This is a genomic window from Paenibacillus sp. S29 (genome assembly GCF_049319765.1).
Taxonomy (GTDB): Bacteria; Bacillota; Bacilli; order Paenibacillales; family Paenibacillaceae; genus Paenibacillus; species Paenibacillus polymyxa_B.
The window spans coordinates 180,112-197,717 of sequence record NZ_JBMOUI010000002.1 but is presented as its reverse complement, the minus strand read 5'-3'; the positions used below and the strand labels follow the sequence as shown (position 1 = coordinate 197,717).

The window sequence follows — 17,606 nt, the reverse complement described above, 5'->3', positions numbered from 1 at the left end:
CTAGTTTACATGGAAGTCTGCTGACAAGCAAAGAAAAGAGACTGCTCCCGGTCAGTTGGAGGACCTAACGGAACAGCCTCTATGGCATGAACGTTCAGCTTCAGCTAAGTTTACTTCAGTGTAAGTTAGCTTAGGCGTGCTGCGCTTGCTTTCTTGTTTTTTCACTTTTAATTTTTTTAACACGCATCCCAATGGCTACAACCAGAACCACAACCAGAACCTCAAATCCGTATTTAACGACCCCGTTCATAAACCAGTGTGCAATCAGCGGTTCCGCCACCACCATTTTGGCGGCAGTATAAGCCAGTACAGCAGCCCCGATCGTAATAACTACTGGGTAACGTTCAGTCAGCTTCAAGATAATCGTACTTCCCCACACCATGATTGGAACGGAGATTGCCAGACCCAATATAACGAGCAACATGTTTCCATGAGCTGCTCCCGCAACAGCAAGTACATTGTCGAGGCCCATCATTGTATCCGCGATAATAATCGTGCGGATCGCTGCCCACATTTGATTCGTAGCTGAAATTTCATGTTTTTTCTCTTCGACCAGCAACTTATAGGCAATATAGATAAGTGCGAGTCCCCCAATCAAACGCAATCCGTAAATTTGCAATAAATACGTGACCAGCACTGTAGCAATCACACGAATGATGACCGCTCCGACCGTCCCCCAAATAATGACCTTCTTTTGATTGGCCTTATCAACATTGCGAGCCGCCAAACCGATTACGATCGCATTGTCACCAGCTAGCACCAGATCAATGATAATGATGGATACTAATGCGGTTAAAAACTCAATTGACAAAAAATCCATACGTTTCTCCCACCTTTTTTTATTTATTTGTTATACTGTACATAGTTCAGCGCTTTATACTAAAAAAGCGCCATTTCACGGAATCCGGAAACGGCGCTTGACCCAAATTCGGCATCAAAAAAAGACCATTTACCCGGATTCCTAAAATCCTGGCAAAGGTCTCGCTTACAACATTACGTTGCCAATAAAGCCGGGGATTAAAAATCCCGTAATGACGACTTTACTCGTTGAGCTACTCCCCTTTGGGAACTATTCTGTTAGTGGCAGTATAGCACACATTATTGGGAATGTGAACCCTATTTTTTTCTGTATAAGCGATAAGCCGAACAGGGATATTGAAAGAGGTATGTAAATGAAAAAATGGCTACTCGTCACGGCTTATGTTTCGCTGATTTGCATCGCGTTTATCTACAGATATGATTGGCTCGCCTGGGCGGACAAGCAGACCTCCTTTCCAGTTCTGCTACTACTCGCATTTTTATTCGCGCTAATTCCGTTTGTGCCTTACAAGCTGATTATCGCCTCCATTGCTTATGCCGCAGGCCCCTGGCAAGGTGCTCTGATCTGCTGGCTTGGCACTACATTGGCTGCGTTGGTCGTTTTCACTGCAGTACGTACCCTGTTCCGTGACAAAGGACGTGCCTATTTGAAGCGGGTTCCCGCGTTGGAGCGCTTCAATCGAGTCATGGAGAGGGAACCTTTTGCTGCTGTTCTGCTGGCTCGCCTGATTCCAGTCATCCCCCAAGCAGCCGTAAATGTATACGCTGGAGTAGCAGGGTTTCCGTTCTGGAGCTTTATCCTAGGTACAGCTATTGGCAAGCTTCCCGCAATTGCGGTGTATGCTTATGCTGGCGGCACCTTTGCAGAACACCCAATCATCGGTTTGCTCATTTTGGTGCTATATACTGCGCTGATGGGCGGCGCCTTTATGCTCTACCGAAAAAGGCTTCAACGCGCCAACAAAACATAATGCGATGAGTTTGCCACCGTCTCTGTAGGAAGTTTCATTGCGATTTTTGAGGACAGAGCCAATTACACTACGGATTGGTTTTTTGACCTTTCGTTGGATTTTGCAAAAATCTCGTATATAATTTAATTGTAAGCTATTTAAATAACAACTAATTAAACATTCTCAGATTGGAGTGACAAATATGAGCACCAACAATCCACACACGGTAGAAAAAGCAACTTTTGCAGGTGGCTGCTTCTGGTGCATGGTTTCCCCTTTTGAGGAATTACCCGGTATTTTGAAGGTTAGATCTGGATACACAGGGGGACATACCGAAAATCCTACCTATGAAGAGGTGTGTTCTGAAACAACGGGACATGTGGAAGCCGTACAGATTACATTTGACCCACAAGTATTCCCGTATGAAAAACTGTTGGAGCTCTTCTGGCAGCAGATTGATCCGACGGATGAAGGTGGACAGTTTCACGATAGAGGTTCATCCTACCAAATGGCTATTTTCTATCATAATGAAGAGCAGCGAATTAAGGCAGAAGCTTCTAAAGAAGCTTTGACTCAAAGTGGCCGCTTCGACAAGCCGATTGCTACACCGATTCTGCCTGCGGCCACTTTTTATGAAGCAGAAGAATATCATCAGGACTATCATAAGAAGAACCCCGCTCATTACAAACGCTACCGCAAAGGTTCGGGACGTGAAGACTTTATCGAGCAAAATTGGTCCGGCAAGATTGATAAATCCGATCTTAAAGATCGGCTGACGCCTATTCAATACGAAGTAACACAAAAAAACGCGACCGAGCGCCCTTTTCAAAATGAGTTTTGGGATCATGAGGGTGAAGGCATTTACGTGGATATCGTATCAGGAGAGCCCTTGTTCAGTTCATTGGACAAATATGATGCAGGTTGCGGTTGGCCCAGCTTTACCCGTCCGCTGCGCAGCTACAATGTCAAAGAAAAAACCGATCTCAGCCATTTTATGATCCGTACCGAGGTGCGAAGTCGTGAAGCTGACTCCCATTTAGGGCATGTATTCGATGATGGTCCAGGTCCAGATGGTTTGCGTTATTGCATCAATTCTGCCGCGCTCCGCTTTGTGCCTCAAGAAGATTTGGAGCATGAAGGATACGGAGCATATAAGTCATTATTTGAAAAGTAAATAGCCATAGAATCATTGGGGCTGACCCGCGATCTATCTTTAATAGATGATCACAGGCCAGCCTTTTTGGGATATGGCCGCACATCATTACGTAAGCTAGCAATTTAACTCATTACCCATCCAAGCCAAATGGCTAGCGGTACTAGCAATAGCTGAGCTAATAAAGTACCTGCCAAACGCGAGATGATCATCCAGCCGTACATGCTGTTCATCCGAGTTAAGGGTAGCTCCCCTCGTAGCGTTTTCTCCGACAGAACCGCCAATCTTGGATCAATTAACAAGGTCAGTAATACCGTTGCGACGCCATTGATTAGGCCTGACGACATTGACATGGCTGTACCTTGAGCAGGCCACAGGAATGATGCATATAAAGCAGATACTACTCCAGTTGTATAAATGGCAGTAACAGCTATATTCAGAATAATTAGACGCTTGGGTATCGCTCCGCCAATCAGTGAGGTTAGCATGGACCAGGTAGGGCGCTTTATGTAGTAGCCTGCATGCTTCCAGCGACTTCGCAGCATTAAATGACGCACCAAAGCCGGAATAGATCCGGTATGCTCCAAATGCACAATCCATCTGGCTGACATGCGTACCACTGTTGGATACAATAAAATAGCAAGCATGGTTCCAACGGTTGCTGCCAGCAGTACCCCATGCATATATAGTTCCAGTCTAATATCCGTTCCGCCCACTTGTGCTGCAGCTTTAGCCTGATCGACCATCCCTCCGAGTAAAGGCCCCTGCGCCATGTTAGAGGTGCGTGATACCAACAGCAGCATTCCTGCAACGGTTAACGCCAATCCAATCCGACGCGCTCGCAAACCACCAAGCCGGAGAGCATAGGACAAGCTATCTGTAGTATGAATGATGATAGTCAGCAAAAAAACAAAACCCCAGGCAAGCAAATGCTTCACTCCTTTTCCTCGTATTCTGCACACCATTATACGCTTTTTTTCAAGATACATTTTACAATATATTCATTTCTTTGATTTCCGTTTGTATAAGCCGACAACGGGTAATACATAATACATCATCTGCTATAAGGAGTGTGCAACTATGCCTTGGAACAAACATGATTACCCTCCATCCATGAAAAACCTGGAACCTCGGGTGCGAGAAAAAGCCGTTGATATTGCTAACGCTCTACTCCGTGACGGCTATGAAGAAGGACGCTCGATTGCGATTGCCACTTCCCAAGCCGAGGAATGGAACGATAATCATCCAGCCGAGCAAGATGAGAAACCTAAAAAAACATGAAAAATAGCATTCAAGCAAAAATGTACACAACCATCATTCGCATCCATTCTACTTTAAAGCCTTCCTGATAGAAGCTGAATACAGCGAAAGGGTGTTACGAAAGAAGATTTCTCTCCTGACGTAACACCCTTTCCTTATTGACGAAGGCTGTGGACGACCGGCACTGTTTTGGCAACTACCTTTTTAGCGGGAATAGCCGCTGGCAGTACCTTTTTCACAGGTCGGTGCAGTTGGAACGTGGTCGTCCATGTAATTATTTTTCCGGCAAGCCACACAGCCAGTATTGTAAACATTGTTTCCTTCATAGGCAGATACAACAGTGATAATCCTAATACGATGATGTCACTGACAATAAACACGTTGCCGATTTTCCACCCGCGCCACTCACTGATCAGCAGAGATAAGATATCATCGCCCCCGGTTGCTCCACCGAAACGCAATACGATTCCGGCTCCCAAACCTGTAAGCACCCCACAAAGTAGAGCAGCTATCAGCAGATTTCCATGTAGATCTATAACCAGAGTCGAATACTTCTCAAATCCTGCATAAAACAGTGAAAAAGCGACGGCTCCGATTAACGCAAGCAGCATAAATCTTCTGCCCTTCAGTACCCATGCCAGCAATATGACGGGAATATCAAGCAGCAACATACTCCATGCTGGAGATATGCCAAACGCGTAATGTCCCAGCAGGGCCAAGCCTGCAAATCCGCCTTCTGACAAATGATTCTGAGCATTAATGTGATAGTACGTAAAAGCTAAAATGCATGTTCCGAGCAACATGACAGCAATCTGTCTCAATGCTCCATTGTTCACGATAGATTCGTAAGTTTTCCTCATACAGGCTCCCTCGGTTTCTCGTAAGTTTGATGTGGATGAACCCACTCTTACGGAAGCCACCGGATAAGATGTGCCTGGAGGACTTGGTCCTTCGCATGTACAATCCCCTCTTCCGCAGAGTTGGCTTTCGCAACTTGACGTTACTCCGCGGAAAAGCTAAGTATAAGACAGATCAAATCGTTTCCAAATCGTCCTTTGGGGAAGTATCCTTCGGGGACACATGGTATCCTGATCCTTTCTTTTGTGGAATAAAACTCCGACATTTCTGTGGTGCATATAATTCTATAATTTATTATACCACACCTTGTCACCTGCTAAACAGCTTGCTTTTTTGCTGCACCATATTTTATTTTATGTGTGAGCATGCTTTATTGTATGTGCGAATTAACGTATTATACCGAAGGTTTGGCGAATGTACATTTAATATAGCCCAAAGCGTATTTTATTTCTGTTTAGATTATTATCCACTTAATTTGGCGGTTCTACGCTGGTTGGCCATAAACACCCCTCCAAGTATAAGGACAAGTCCTGTAAGAACATTCCAGCCGATATGTTCATTCAGGAGCAAAAAGCCCCATACGATGGCACTTACTGGCACAAAATACGTCACCGAAGAAGCAAATTCCGCGCTCCCCCGCAAAATCATGTAATTGAACAAAATATATGCTACTCCTGATCCCAAAACTCCCAGCCCTATAAGGGAACCCAATACACCTGGATCAGAAACAATCGACAAACCAGGTCTCTCCACAATTGCCATCATAATACCACCCCCTACCGCCGCACCAAACAGTGTTGCAAAGGTAGCCTGATACATGGAAAGATTGGAGAGAAAACGTTTGGAGAGCTGTGTTCCAAATCCATAGCAGAGAGTCGCAAGCAGCATACACCCAAAACCCACAGGGTCAACAGAAATAATAGATGCAGGATTAATACCCAATAAAATAATAATTCCTACAAAAGCGAGCCCCATTCCTAACCACTGCATCCGATGAAAAATAGCCCCAAAAAAAACAAGCCCCACCAACATGGTCCATATTGGCGTGGTGGCATTCAATACAGAAGCCATACTGCTAGCTATTTTGGTCTCGCTAAAACCGATCAATGTCCATGGCAAAACCATGTTAACCAAAGCTACCAGAGTAACCGATTTCCACGGAATGCTTTTAATTTTAAACGGCCTGCGCATAAGTAGCATTAATAAGACGATAAAAATAAGTCCAAAGCTGGATCTAAGAAATACAATAGTCCACGGTCCTACTTGATGTAGCAACAACACCTTGATAAACATAAACGAACCGCCCCAAATGAGGCTCAACAATAATAAAGCTGCATATAACGAACGTGACAATATGTATACCTTCCTTCTCCACTTTCTTAAGTTAAATAGTAGAGGCTGACCGCAGTCAGAACGATCTCCTCTTTTATGTAAGTTTTTATCCATTAGCTTAACATAAACTCTGTTTGACTGTCATTGGCGATAAACTCAAGAATTCTTTACACAATGGCACATGGGTATCGCTCTCTACCACTTTTCCAATAATTGAGGATTGCTTTAGCCTTGGAAAAACACCTATGATGAGGTATAAACAGAACACATGTTCTATGTAATGATTATATATTGTATTCTTACTCGGAGTAAAGGAGATTTTTATGCCAAGCCAAAAGACACTGAACCACAAGAATAAAGCTCCTTTGCCTTCTGAAGAAGACGCAGGGCTAGTCAAGATCTGTGTACTTCTAACTCTTGTGCTGGATGTGCTGGAACGAGACATTCGTATTATACATACCTCCCCTCTAAAAATGCCTGATTTGTATGTTCGTAGCCTGACTGGAGTACAACAGCGTGTAGCTGTTCAATTAGCAGAGACAAAGGCGCGAATGAAAACACTAGGGGTTAAAATATACAGCGAAATCCGAAATCATGAAGGCGTAGAGGTTTTGTATATATGCCGCGGCTATCAAAGACGATTTTTCATGCTTTCATCCTTTGCCCGCAGCGAGGTCCGGCGGAAACTGGGACACTATCTAGGAATTGATCCGACGCAAGATTAAGCCCCCTTGTAATCTAGTCTCTAGTTCTTGCACGATTACATTTCATTCCTTGCAAAATAACCAACCCATTTCCCATTTTCAACCTAAATTCTAGTATAAAACTATTGCATTACGCGAAGTGAAGGTGATTCAAGAATGGATAAGTCACCAGATCATGGATAAATTCAATCCATATGGCACACATTATGCCTATCTCATCCAAAAAAGGAGGGCTCTCTTGGCTGGACATGACGCAGCTTCCGTTGAATTAAACAGAAATGTTTCCTTTATTGAGCAAGCCCTTTTTTATACGGATGATTTAAAAAAACAGGCAATTTCCGTTGACGGCAAAGACGGTATGCTGCTCTATATTGATTCGCTCGTAGATCAGGAGATGATTCAAACTCATATCCTGAGTGCCTTATATGAGAAAATCGATGCAGTCTCTCATCAAATGTTCACCACCTTAAGCAGTCAAAAAGACACCGACCTTCAAAATGCTGCTGACTCACTTATTCAGGGATATTGCATTTTTATGATAAATGGGGCGGAAGAATTTTTTATCCTTTCTTCCGAAAAGACATATACTCGCAGTACGGACGAACCAGAAAACGAAGGGGTTATTCGCGGACCGCACAATGGATTCATTGAGCAGTTATCCATCAATCTGAATCTGATTCGCAAACAAATTGTCACACCGTCGCTGGTTGTACGCTACTTCTATGTGGGATCTAAAACCCGGACTAAAATCGCTATTGTCTATGTTCAAGACTTGGCTAATCCTGAGCTAGTGGAAGCAGTAAAAACGAGAATTAAAGCGATCTCCTCCGATATGGTGCTCCCCCCCGGTTTTATTCAAGAGTTTATTGAGGACAACCCTTTTTCCCTCTTCCCTCAACAGCTCAGCACGGAACGACCGGATCGTGTGACCGCCAATCTAATGGAGGGACGGATAGCGATTTTGGCTGAAGGTAGCCCTACTGCTCTAATAGCTCCCGTCTCTTTTTTTGCATTTTACCAAAGTCCAGATGATTATCACGGCCGTTGGATTATTAGTTCATTTCTAAGAACGATTCGAATGATGAGCTTTTTGATCGCTTTTACGCTGCCTGCTATTTACATTGCGACAATTGCTTTTCATCCAGCTATTTTGCCACTAGAGTTGGCGCATACCATTAAAAAATCACTGGAAAATGTTCCATTCCCAGCGATTGTGGAGGCTATGCTGCTTGAATTGATCTTTGAGGTGCTACGAGAAGCCGGGGTCCGTCTACCCAGTCGGGTTGGCCAAACTATTGGAATCGTTGGTGGTCTCGTCATCGGAGATGCTATCGTTCGGGCTGGTCTCGTGTCGTATACGATGATCATCGTCGTCTCGTTAACAGCCATTTCTTCTTTTTTAGTGCCTTCTCATGAAATGAGCTCAGCGGTTCGTATCCTTCGTTTTCCGATGATGATTGCTGCAGCCTTGTTTGGATACATTGGCATTGCTTTCGGTTTACTTTTTCTTACTATCCACCTTTGCAAGCTGGAGACCTTTGGTACGCCCTACTTTGCTCCTCTTGCACCATTCCGGCTCGGTGATATGAAAGATGTTTTTATCCGCTTTCCAATTTGGACATTTCATCAGCGACCATATGATTCCCAAGCCCAAAAATTGAAGCAGCAGAACGACTCTAGGAGCTGGAAACGACGTGAATAAAGAAAGTACCATTGCATCGGGTCAACTTTTTTTTCTCATCATCAAGTTTGAGATTGGCGTAGACATTTTGTCACTTCCCTATCAGATGCACCTTTCAGCTAAAGGAGGGGGTTGGATATCTGTCATTATTGGCGGCCTTTTGATTCAACTCATTATTTTGATGTGCTGGCTTCTGCTAAGACGTTTTCCCTCCTCTTCGATTTATCAAATATTAACCCAAATTACTGGTTGCTGGATTGGAAAAGCATTGACTGTGGCTTACATTGCTTACTATCTGCTTATGGGTACCTCCGTTCTTGTGAACGCATATGACGTCATCAATCGCTGGATGCTGCAATATACTCCCCGTTGGGCTATACTTGCCCTGTTTTTGTTCAGTAGCATATATCTGGTTCGCGAAAATTTAAGAACAATTGCTCGAGTGCTTGTTTTAATTTCATTTCTGATTTTTCCCATGATGCTGTTAATTAGCTATGGTATAAAGCAGTCCAACCCGCTTTATCTGCTACCTCTGACTGAGGCGGGATGGCCCCGTATTATTGTCGGTTCAAAAGAAACGCTCCTAGCGATGTTTGGTTTTGAGTTCATTCTTGTCGTCTTTCCCATGGTTGAGGGCAAAAGTATAGGCAAGCTCAAGTCAATTTTGGCAGCTAACGCGATCGTGGTACTATTGTATTGTTTTACTGTATTTACCTGTACAACCGTGTTCAGCCCCCAACAGCTTGAATTAATGCCGGAGCCAGTCATTTATTTGCTCAGATCCATTCCACTGGGAACGATGGATCGGGTCGATTTTATTTTTCTACCGATTTGGCTCATTTCGATCTTTGGTGCTATAAGTGGTTATTATTATGCGGCGTCTTACGGAATAAGCTATCTATTCAAGCAAAAGAGCCACAAAAAGGCGGTTCCCTTTGTTGTGCTCGCCTCATGTTGTATTGCCTATTTGCCTCAACGAAGAGAAGATTTCGAGCTTATTGGTTCCATAGCTAATAACTCTGCTTATATTTTCCTAATTGTGTTCCCTTTTCTTCTGCTGATCCTATCGTATCTCTTCAAAAAAAAGGAGGGACCTGAAACATGAAAAAAAAGAGCAGAGCGCTTGGAATGCTAACTCTACTCATTTTTATAACAGGCTGCTGGGATCAGGACAATTTGAAGGATGCCCGAATGGCAAATGCATCGGCTTATGATCTCACTCCTGAAGGCATGTTGCTGCAAACGCTAGAAGTTGTAGACGATTCTCAAAGCAATCAAGGTAAAAGCACCAATGAAATTCACTCAGGCACCGGTCATTCCGTTCGGCAAAGCACAGACAAAATCCGGGCTAAAGTAACCGGGGATATCCGCTTTTTCAAATACGGAGTTATTCTGTATGGTACAAGCTTGGCCCGAAAAGATCTATATCCCTATCTGGATGTGCTGTATCGTGAGCCTGACCATCCGACTTCCCATGTCAAGGTAGCTATTGTAGATGGATTAGCTGGAGAAATAATAGATCAAAAAGGCATAGGTAACCTCTTAATTGGCGAATTTATAACCAAAAAAATCAGAAGCCTTGAGGAAATGTGTATGTTCCCGGAAATGACACTGGAGACATTGCTCCCCCCAATGCTTGATCCGGGTCAAGATTTTGTGCTTCCCTATCTTTCCAAAGAAGGAGAAGATATTGCAGCACGTGGAATTGCCTTATTTCACGGACAAAAATTCACAGGAAGCCTAAGTAATGAGCAAGGTGTTTTATATGTCCTGATGACTGGAAAGTGGAAAAATACAGCTCGCTTTGTAAAAAGGATACATCCAGGATCTGTCGGTGATGTGCAAAACTTTATTACGTATCAGGCTAACATTCAGAATGTCAAACGTAGCCTTAAAGTGAAAGTTCAGCGCGATGGACAAATTGATGTGGAGCTTAACCTGAAATTGCCTGTCGATATTGTTGAATATGCACGTAATCATCTTCAAGATAAAGCTAACGTACGGCGTCTAAACCGTCAACTTTCCGAAATCATGACCCAGGATGCGGAACAAATTATCCGTACACTTCAGGAAAATGGATGTGATGCCTTTGGCGTAGGCAGACAGTTGATCGCTCATCATCCAGCAGTATGGAAAAGTGTAGATTGGAATAAAGAATATCCCAATGTCCGTTTTCATCCGCAGGTCACTGTAGACATTGTCGGGAACGGCATTTTAAACTAAGCCGTTCCTGTCGTTTAGTTTTTGGGTTGATCAGATATTATTTCTGGATAAATAACTTCATCAGATTGGGTTTTGGGAGTCTCACTCTGGCTTTCCGATTCAGAAGGAGTCCCCTGTTCGTTTTCAACAGAAGGTTGCGAAGTATCTGTTGATGGCACATCGTTATTCTCATCAGGCATTTCTATCTCTGTGTCTGCTTCAGGAACAGCAGGATCCGTTTCCTCTGGTGGAATTTTCTCTTGATCTATTGCAGGTATCTCAACCTCTGGGACTTCTTTTTCCTTGATATCTGGTTTGGACGGGACCACTGGTCTAGCAGAACGCGGAAGCCGTTCTCTTCCAACTTCAGTAGGCACATACTTTTGATTAAACCAGTCAGTCACAAGTTGACCCGATTGACGGGAATAACGCCCTGGCAGCTTACCTGTAAGGCTAGAAACCGTAACTCTTACAACACCTTCCGGCCGTATAAAGTGCTTATTCTTAAAAAGTTCAGGCTGGTCCTTGACCGCCTCATTCATGATCAGTGCCCACACTGACTGTGCTCTGGAATGGCCTTCTTGAGATAATGTATTAACCTGTTGGCGGTAACCAGCCCAGACGCCTAATGTAACGTCAGGTGTGTACCCCATAAACCACACATCACCAAAGTTTTGTGTTGTACCGGTTTTACCGGCGATATCAATGGCACCGTAGCTTTTAAAAGCATTTTGCAGGCGTTTACCAGTTCCCCTCGGATCTGATATAACAGTTTTAAGCATATCCGTCATCAAAAATGCGGTTTGCTGCGAATATACACGCTTCGTCTGCGGTTTAAATTCATATATGATCTTCCCGTTGGCATCCGTAATTTTGCTAATCAGATGAGGTGCATTATATACACCCATATTGGGAATCGTTCCATATGCTGCAGTCAGTTCCTCGACGGATACCCCTTTGCTTAGTCCACCTAGAACCCCTGTCTGAGCATGTTCATCCTGCGGCTGAATCGTCGTAATTCCAAGAGAACGCACAAAATTCCAAGCGTTTGGAATTTTAACTTCATATAAGAACAGCCTCAGTGCAGGGATATTGATTGACCGATTGAGTGCTTCACGGGCTGTCATAAGCCCCTCGTACCGTCTGTTATAATTTTTAGGAATATGATAACCTTTACGCCCGTCTTTCAATATGATTTGTGAATCATCAATAAGACCGGCTGGCTGAGTGTAGCCCTTTTCCAAAGCAGGTAAATAAGCAGCAATAGGCTTCATGGCAGAACCGGGCTGACGTGTCATTTGAGTTGCATAGTTCATTTGCTCGGTATTAAAATCCCTGCCCTCGATCATACCGAGTATAGCCCCTGTTTTATGATCAATCATGATTGCTGCAATCTGCTCTAATCCCTTCTTCTTACTGTATGGAGAAAAGTTTTGTGGATTGGCTGCAATCTGCCGCATATTGTTATAAATTTTCTTATTTATCGTTGTATAAATTCGATATCCGGACCGTTGCAACTCTTCTCGCGTATTTTGAAGAAGCTCGGCATACTCAGGCTTGGAAATCTCGGCTGCTGTGATATCGGGATTTTGTTGGAGCGCTAACAATTGGGCGGCTTCCCGCTCTGTCTCCAGCATCAAATAAGGGAATGTGTTATAGCTTTTTTCGCGATGTGGCGCAAGAGTGGCTTTCACATCAAATTGAAGCGCCTCGTTATATTCGGATAGCGTAAGTTTACCTGTTGCCAGCATTCTTCCCAACACGACACGCTGGCGCTCCATCGCTTTATTGAAGCCTTCTTCATCAAAGTTCCCTTTACCATCAAAAGCGGAATAAACAGATGGCAGTTGGGGAAGACCTGCCAAATAAGCCGCCTGAGCAATATGAAGCTTATGTAGATCACTTACATTGAAAATCCCTAACGAAGCAGACTTAATTCCATATAAATTGTAACCAGCGGAACCATTACCAAAGGGCATTTTGTTTAAGTAAGCCGTTAATATTTTATCCTTACCCATAAAACGCTCCATACGCAGTGCCAGCAGCATTTCCTTCACCTTGCGACTGTCCGTCTTATCCAGACTGAGAAAAACCCTTCGGGCTACCTGCTGCGTCAGTGTGCTACCGCCTGTTTGGCGGTTTTCATTCAAAAGCTTCTGCTTAACAGCACGAGCTGTTCCCTTTAAATCCACACCACGATGCTCATAAAATTGGCTGTCTTCCGTTGAAATGAGGGCGTCCACAATAGACTGAGGGACATCCTTCAGATCAACGAGCTGTCGATCCTCCTCCATGCGCATTCTTCCAACCGGAGTTACCTGATCATTAAAAAATACAAAGCTGGTCAGAGCGTTCTCATTTACCTTTTCATATATCAACTGACGTGATCGTACAGGTTCATCATGAACCAGTGCCGCTACATAACCGGATATAAGACCTCCAGCAAATAGCACTCCAAGTACACCCGCAAACGAGAACCACTTGATATTAATCAGCAAAACTCTGCCAAAAATACGCCACCTACTGCGTTTTTGAGATGATGGTCGACGTTTTGGGTTCATAAAAATGGTTTTCTCCCCTCAATATTCATTCATTTCCACTTGTTTTTGCTCAAGATATTATGATACGCCATGTTAGGTTTTCCGTAAACTGTAACGTTCCAAAAAATACATTTGTATTAGGAACACTTGTTCTGTATATAATACTACTATAAGAGTATATATTCAAGAATATTTTGGAAGGATAATCCACACATTTCAGGAGAGGAGGTCGGATTTTTGGAGGAACGCAGAAATAGAACCATATTCTTATCGGACTGCCAAAGTTTTTATACTAGCATCGAAAAAGCAGATGATCCCAAATACCAACATAAGCCACTCGTTGTGGCCGGTGACCCTGCACTTCGTTCAGGCATTATTTTAGCTGCGTGTCCGCTGGCCAAAAAATACGGTATATCTACAGCAGAACGTCTGGGAGAAGCGGTGAAAAAATGTCCTGACCTTATCATTGTACGTCCGCGTATGCAGCATTATATCGATGTCTCATTAAAAATAACAGAAATTTATAATGAATATACGGATTTGGTTGAGGTTTTCAGCATTGATGAACAGTTTCTGGATATGAGCGGAAGCCTCTCCCTGTTCGGGGATCCGGTGAGTATTGCAAGTGAAATTCAGCAAAAGGTACTGGCGCAAACAGGAGTATGGATTCGAATTGGTATCGGCTCCAACAAAATGCTGGCTAAAACCGCAACAGATATATGGGCTAAAAAAAATGACAGTGGCATTTTCTTGTTGCCTGCATCCGATATTGCAGCGTTGCTATGGCCCCAGCCAGTACGTCTTATGTTCGGCATCGGTTCACGAATGGAACGGCATTTGGAGAAGCTTGGACTACACACCATTGGAGATATCGCACGTACTCCCTTACCTCGGCTACAGGACAAATTCCGGTCTCATTTCGGTAAGCAGTCCGATATTCAGGCAGAGGTAATATGGCGAACTGCTAACGGGATCGATCACAGCCCGGTCAAGCCGGAAACATTTAATACACCTCCCAAATCCATCGGTCATATGATGACTCTTCCTCGAGACTATCTCCAGCTTGCGGAAGTGGAAACCATCCTGCTTGAACTAACAGAGGAGGTGTGTCGGGACGCCCGCCGCAAAGGATATATGGGCTCGGTTGTGACTGTTCATTGTATATGCAGTCCCTACGAGGCACCAACCGGATTCTCCCGACAAATGAAGATACCCGATCCTACAAACCATACCCAAAAGGTATATGAAACCGTTAAAAAAATCTTTTATACTTTTTGGAATCATATGCCTGTGAAGCGCGCAGGAGTTACTTTAAGCGGATTGGTGGATGATCAACTGTATCAACTGGATTTTTTTGAGGATCAGGAGCGATCCCGTGCTTTGGAAAAGGTGACGGACACTTTAAAGGATCGGTACGGTCAGTCCATCATCATGCGCGCATCGTCGTTAACAGATGCCGGGCAGGCCATGGAACGGTCTATCAAAATTGGCGGTCATTACAAATAAAAAATCTCATGATAAGCTCACACTAGCTATTGCCCGGGGAATGAACTAACTAAAACAAACCAAAAAGGATCGCCTGATATCAGGCAATCCTTTTTTTATCTGTGCTTCACAAAAAACATGGAGAGCGCTTCGAAGCACCTCTTCAAATAGCAATCAACGGAACATTCCCCACAGCTTGATTAGATGGAATGTATTGGACGGATCAATTTTTTGTGCCAATACGAAGGCGGTCAATTGCTCCTCCTGCGCAGCCGTCAAACGCTCGTTTAAAATAGCAGAAGTAGTCTTCACAAGATGACGCACCTTAGCTTTATTTTGCAGGTCCGCTTTAGTCACACCTTCGATCTGCTGCTTAACCCGATCCTTGAGCGCACGATTTTTCATTTTCAACTTAATCCGCTCCACCAGTTGCGGACTGATTCCATATTGCTGATAGCTCAATGTTGCCACACCTCCCATATCATTCGGTCATTCCCAAATATATGACGGCCAGCCTGTCCATTGTGCCTATCTGTTTAAAACGTTTAGAACAACCTCATGATTCATGGTGGATTAGTCGATGAGATCCCCCTGGAAAATCTGCTCTTTTTGCAAATAACCGCGCAGTGCTTCATACTGCGGAGATGTCCAAAAGGACGCATCCTTGATCAGATCAGTTGCATCCTCACGCGCCTTTTCCAGCACCTCAAAATCCGCTACCATATCTGCTAAACGAAACTCGGGTAGCCCACTCTGCTTGGTGCCAAAAAAGTCACCCGGCCCTCTCAAATCCAGATCGCGTCTAGCTACCTCAAAACCATCGTCCGTATCGGTCATAACCTTCATCCGCTCCTGACCAACCTCCGACTTAGGATCAGCGATCAGTACACAATACGAGGCATGTGCTCCCCGTCCGACACGTCCACGTAATTGATGTAACTGGGACAGCCCAAAACGATCCGCATCCATAATGATCATTAGCGTCGCATTGGGGACGTCTACCCCCACCTCCACAACCGTCGTTGAAACGAGCAACTGAACCTCATTCGCATAGAAAGAACGCATAACTTCTTCCTTTTCTGCGGGAGTCATTCGTCCATGTAATAGCCCAACGCGGTAATGTGGAAAAGCCTGTTGCATTTGAATATGCAAATCAATGGCATTCTGTACGTCCAACTTCTCCGACTCTTCAATCAACGGGCAAATCAGATAAGCCTGCCGTCCCTGATCTACCTCGCGGGAAATAAAACCAAGTACCCGATCCATCAGTTCGTGCTTCACCCAATAGGTGGAAATTGGAATACGCCCCTTCGGCCGCTCTGACAACGTAGAAACATCCATATCGCCAAACGCAGTGATGGCCAGCGTACGAGGGATCGGTGTGGCCGTCATCGTCAGCACATCGGGATTATAGCCTTTGCGACGCAGTACACTACGTTGGTTCACTCCGAATCTATGCTGCTCATCCGTTACAACAAGCCCAAGCTGGCGAAAATATACATCTTCCTGAATGAGAGCATGGGTGCCTACTACAATGTCCAGCAGACCCATTTGGAGAGCAGCTAGCAGCTCCTTACGCTTCTTCCCGGTTGTACTCCCAGTCAGTAGGCCCACACTGATTCCAAAGGGCTCAAACAGCTTGTGAAGCGACCGCATATGCTGCTCGGCCAATATTTCGGTTGGCACCATCAGCGCTCCCTGAAAACCAGAACGTACTGTGGCAAATAAACCGATGGCAGCAACAACTGTTTTACCTGACCCAACATCTCCCTGAAGCAGACGGTTCATACAATAAGGTGAGCGTAGATCGTGCAGTATTTCAAGCTCTACCTTCTTCTGTGCATCCGTTAATTCAAAAGGCAAAGCTCTTACAAATTCACGAATCGTGGCGTTATCCACCGTATGTACCACCCCGTCCGCTCGACCACGATTTAGCGCCCGGAATGCCTGCATTTTCAGCTGAAATAAAAATAGCTCCTCATACACCATCCGCCGACGAGCCTCTTGCCCCTCGCGGTTGTCCTGAGGCTGGTGTATACCCGCGATAGCCTGCTTGCGCGGCATCATACTATATTTGCGTACAAGCAACTCAGGCAATATTTCGGGGATCATTTCGCCAAACTGCTGGAGCGTCTGATTCATCGTTTTTCGCATCCAGCTTTGCGTAATCTTGCCGCCTATAGAGTACACCGGTTGAAGCGTCCCCGAGCGGGCTACTCCTTTATCAGGAAACTCAGAATCTGCAACAGTCATCTGCATACGTTTGAGGTCCCATTTACCAGTCACCACAATTTCACGACCTGAGGTTAGCTGCTCCTTCATGAAATGCCGATTAAACCATGTCGCGGTAAACATCCAATCCTCGGCCATCAATTTACAAGTCAACCTTGATTTGCGCCCGTAACGCTGAAGCACCGGAATGCCCATAATTTTGGCCTGTACCGTAATCTTATCTCCGTCCTTCACTTCGCTTAGCGAGCGCAGTCGGTAATCTTCATACCGAAACGGATAATATTCCAGCATGTCCTGTATGTTAGAAATGCCAAAAGCGTGAAGCTCTCCCTCTTTGAGAGCACTCACGCCATGTATTTGTTTTAAAGGTATTTGATCCAATTGCAGCAT

The 17,606-nt window shown here is 44.5% G+C and carries 15 protein-coding genes; 8 read left to right on the top strand and 7 right to left on the bottom strand.

Annotated features, from left to right (window positions below; genetic code table 11):
- Nucleotides 1-130: 130 nt before the first annotated feature.
- Nucleotides 131-820 carry a TerC family protein gene (locus ACL9RM_RS03855; RefSeq protein ID WP_025722249.1) on the bottom strand — a complete coding sequence of 230 codons (690 nt, stop codon included), beginning with the start codon at nucleotides 818-820 and terminating at the stop codon, nucleotides 131-133.
- Between the two features lie 352 nt (nucleotides 821-1,172).
- Here ACL9RM_RS03855 and ACL9RM_RS03850 point away from each other — a divergent pair, with 352 nt between their 5' ends.
- Nucleotides 1,173-1,790, top strand: a complete 618-nt coding sequence (locus tag ACL9RM_RS03850; protein ID WP_250268745.1) for a TVP38/TMEM64 family protein — start codon at nucleotides 1,173-1,175, stop codon at nucleotides 1,788-1,790.
- A 181-nt stretch (nucleotides 1,791-1,971) separates the two neighbouring features.
- Nucleotides 1,972-2,943, top strand: coding sequence for a peptide-methionine (S)-S-oxide reductase MsrA (gene msrA / locus ACL9RM_RS03845; RefSeq protein WP_250268746.1), 972 nt, complete (start codon nucleotides 1,972-1,974; stop codon nucleotides 2,941-2,943).
- A 104-nt stretch (nucleotides 2,944-3,047) separates the two neighbouring features.
- Here msrA and ACL9RM_RS03840 read toward each other — a convergent pair whose 3' ends face one another.
- Entirely contained in the window at nucleotides 3,048-3,851 is an 804-nt protein-coding gene (locus tag ACL9RM_RS03840) for a lipid II flippase Amj family protein (protein ID WP_323873182.1), read from the bottom strand.
- Nucleotides 3,852-4,002: 151 nt separating this feature from the next.
- Here ACL9RM_RS03840 and ACL9RM_RS03835 point away from each other — a divergent pair, with 151 nt between their 5' ends.
- Nucleotides 4,003-4,203, top strand: coding sequence for a hypothetical protein (locus tag ACL9RM_RS03835; RefSeq protein WP_250268748.1), 201 nt, complete (start codon nucleotides 4,003-4,005; stop codon nucleotides 4,201-4,203).
- A 134-nt stretch (nucleotides 4,204-4,337) separates the two neighbouring features.
- Here ACL9RM_RS03835 and ACL9RM_RS03830 read toward each other — a convergent pair whose 3' ends face one another.
- Both ACL9RM_RS03830 and ACL9RM_RS03825 read right to left on the bottom strand, forming a co-directional pair.
- The gene (locus ACL9RM_RS03830) at nucleotides 4,338-5,042 is read right to left on the bottom strand and encodes a YitT family protein (protein WP_013310869.1); all 705 of its coding nucleotides are present in this window, start codon (nucleotides 5,040-5,042) and stop codon (nucleotides 4,338-4,340) included.
- A gap of 460 nt (nucleotides 5,043-5,502) precedes the next feature.
- Nucleotides 5,503-6,393 (bottom strand): DMT family transporter, encoded by an 891-nt coding sequence (locus ACL9RM_RS03825; RefSeq protein WP_250268749.1) that lies wholly within the window; start codon nucleotides 6,391-6,393, stop codon nucleotides 5,503-5,505.
- Between the two features lie 302 nt (nucleotides 6,394-6,695).
- Between ACL9RM_RS03825 and ACL9RM_RS03820 the strand changes: the two genes are divergently transcribed.
- From ACL9RM_RS03820 to ACL9RM_RS03805, 4 genes are all read left to right on the top strand, one after another.
- On the top strand, nucleotides 6,696-7,097 hold the full coding sequence (locus tag ACL9RM_RS03820) for a hypothetical protein (RefSeq protein WP_069289864.1): 402 nt from the start codon (nucleotides 6,696-6,698) through the stop codon (nucleotides 7,095-7,097).
- A gap of 217 nt (nucleotides 7,098-7,314) precedes the next feature.
- Nucleotides 7,315-8,778, top strand: a complete 1,464-nt coding sequence (locus tag ACL9RM_RS03815; protein WP_069289865.1) for a spore germination protein — start codon at nucleotides 7,315-7,317, stop codon at nucleotides 8,776-8,778.
- Nucleotides 8,771-9,862, top strand: a complete 1,092-nt coding sequence (locus ACL9RM_RS03810; protein ID WP_250268750.1) for a GerAB/ArcD/ProY family transporter — start codon at nucleotides 8,771-8,773, stop codon at nucleotides 9,860-9,862. Before ACL9RM_RS03815 ends, ACL9RM_RS03810 begins: the two co-directional genes overlap by 8 nt.
- On the top strand, nucleotides 9,859-10,980 hold the full coding sequence (locus ACL9RM_RS03805; RefSeq protein ID WP_250268751.1) for a Ger(x)C family spore germination protein: 1,122 nt from the start codon (nucleotides 9,859-9,861) through the stop codon (nucleotides 10,978-10,980). The genes ACL9RM_RS03810 and ACL9RM_RS03805 overlap by 4 nt, the downstream gene beginning before the upstream one ends.
- Before the next feature lie 14 nt (nucleotides 10,981-10,994).
- Here the strand turns inward: ACL9RM_RS03805 and ACL9RM_RS03800 are convergent, their stop codons facing one another.
- Nucleotides 10,995-13,520: a transglycosylase domain-containing protein gene (locus ACL9RM_RS03800; protein ID WP_250268752.1), complete on the bottom strand. Its 2,526-nt coding sequence runs from the start codon at nucleotides 13,518-13,520 to the stop codon at nucleotides 10,995-10,997.
- A gap of 216 nt (nucleotides 13,521-13,736) precedes the next feature.
- On the opposite strand from ACL9RM_RS03800, the gene ACL9RM_RS03795 reads away from it, so the two are divergent.
- Nucleotides 13,737-15,005 (top strand): DNA polymerase IV, encoded by a 1,269-nt coding sequence (locus ACL9RM_RS03795; RefSeq protein ID WP_250268753.1) that lies wholly within the window; start codon nucleotides 13,737-13,739, stop codon nucleotides 15,003-15,005.
- Nucleotides 15,006-15,158: 153 nt separating this feature from the next.
- On the opposite strand, the gene ACL9RM_RS03790 is transcribed toward ACL9RM_RS03795, so the two are convergent.
- Together ACL9RM_RS03790 and recG are read right to left on the bottom strand one after the other, a co-directional pair.
- On the bottom strand, nucleotides 15,159-15,446 hold the full coding sequence (locus ACL9RM_RS03790) for a stage VI sporulation protein F (RefSeq protein ID WP_061829033.1): 288 nt from the start codon (nucleotides 15,444-15,446) through the stop codon (nucleotides 15,159-15,161).
- Between the two features lie 111 nt (nucleotides 15,447-15,557).
- Nucleotides 15,558-17,606, bottom strand: coding sequence for an ATP-dependent DNA helicase RecG (gene recG / locus ACL9RM_RS03785; RefSeq protein WP_069289870.1), 2,049 nt, complete (start codon nucleotides 17,604-17,606; stop codon nucleotides 15,558-15,560).